The organism is Mycobacterium sp. E1715 (assembly GCF_001667625.1).
Classification (GTDB): domain Bacteria; phylum Actinomycetota; class Actinomycetes; order Mycobacteriales; family Mycobacteriaceae; genus Mycobacterium.
The window spans coordinates 1-1,178 of sequence record NZ_LZJJ01000257.1; the positions used below are offsets into that span (position 1 = coordinate 1).

Below are 1,178 nucleotides of genomic sequence, written 5' to 3' on the forward strand. Positions count from 1 at the left end.
GCGCTGCTCAGCCTGATCCTGTTGACCATCGCGCTGGCCACCCCCACCCACGACATGCGTATCCCCCGCAACCGGGCTGTCGTCGTGCTGGTCATCGACATGTCGCAGTCGATGCGGGCGACCGACGTCCCGCCGAACCGGCTCAAGGCCGCCGAGGAGGCGGCCGGCCAGTTCGCCAGTCAGCTCACGCCGGGCATCAACCTGGGCCTGGTCGGCTTCGCCGGCACGCCATACCTGCTGGTGTCGCCCACCCCGCAGCACCAGGCGACGATCGACGCGCTCAAGAAGCTCGACTTCGCCGACAGCACGGCCACCGGCGAGGCCATCTTCACCGCCCTGCACGCGGTGAGCGCCCTGGCCATCACGGGTGGCGACACCCCGCCCCCGGCCCGCATCGTGCTGCTGTCCGACGGCGGGGAGAACGTGCCGCTGGACGCCAACGCCCCGCAGGGGGCGTTCACCGCCGCCCGGGCCGCCAAGGCCGCGGGCGTGCAGATCTCGACCATCTCCTTCGGGACGCCGTACGGCACCGTCGAGTACGAGGGCGCCACCATCCCGGTTCCCGTAGACGACCAGACGCTGCAGAAGATCTGCGAGATCACCGACGGCCAGGCGTTCCATGCCGACAGCCTGGAGTCGCTGAAGAACGTCTACTCGACCCTGCAGCGCCAGATCGGGTACGAGACCGTCAAGGGCGACGCCAGCCTCGCGTGGATGCTGCTGGGGGCGGTCGCGTTGGCCGGCGCGATCCTGGCCGGCCTGTTCCTGAACCGCCGGCTGCCGTCCTGACGATCAGACCGGCAGCCGCCGGTTGATCAGCAGCGCCAGCGCCGTCGCGATCAAGGCGGTGATCACGCCCAGGCGCAGCCACCCGGCGCTGCCCGGCCCGGCCACGGTGCGATAGCCGATGTCCTTCTCGATGGCGTTGTAGCTCTTGTTGAGCTCGGCGATGTTGCTGGCGGTGTAGGACTGCCCGCCGGACAGCTTGGCGATCGTCTTCATCTGGTCCGTCGAAACCGGGACGGCCACGCGCTGCCCGTCCATCTCGATCTCGCCGGTCTTGGTGCCGAACGAGATCGTCGAGATGGGCACCCCCTCGTCCCGGGCCAGCCGCGCCGCCGTGTAGACCCCGTCGTGCGGGTCGCTGGGATTGGACGGCTTGTTCTCCCCGCCGTCGG

Annotated in this window: 1 protein-coding gene and 1 pseudogene; one reads left to right on the plus strand and one right to left on the minus strand. The window is 69.9% G+C overall.

Features of this window, described 5'->3' with window-relative positions; genetic code table 11:
- Positions 1 to 789: VWA domain-containing protein (locus A9X03_RS13545; RefSeq protein WP_068261495.1), on the plus strand; the 789-nt coding region annotated here is incomplete at its 5' end.
- A 3-nt stretch (positions 790 to 792) separates the two neighbouring features.
- On the opposite strand, the pseudogene A9X03_RS13550 reads toward A9X03_RS13545, so the two are convergent.
- A pseudogene (locus A9X03_RS13550) lies at positions 793 to 1,178 on the minus strand (hypothetical protein); the annotation flags it as partial.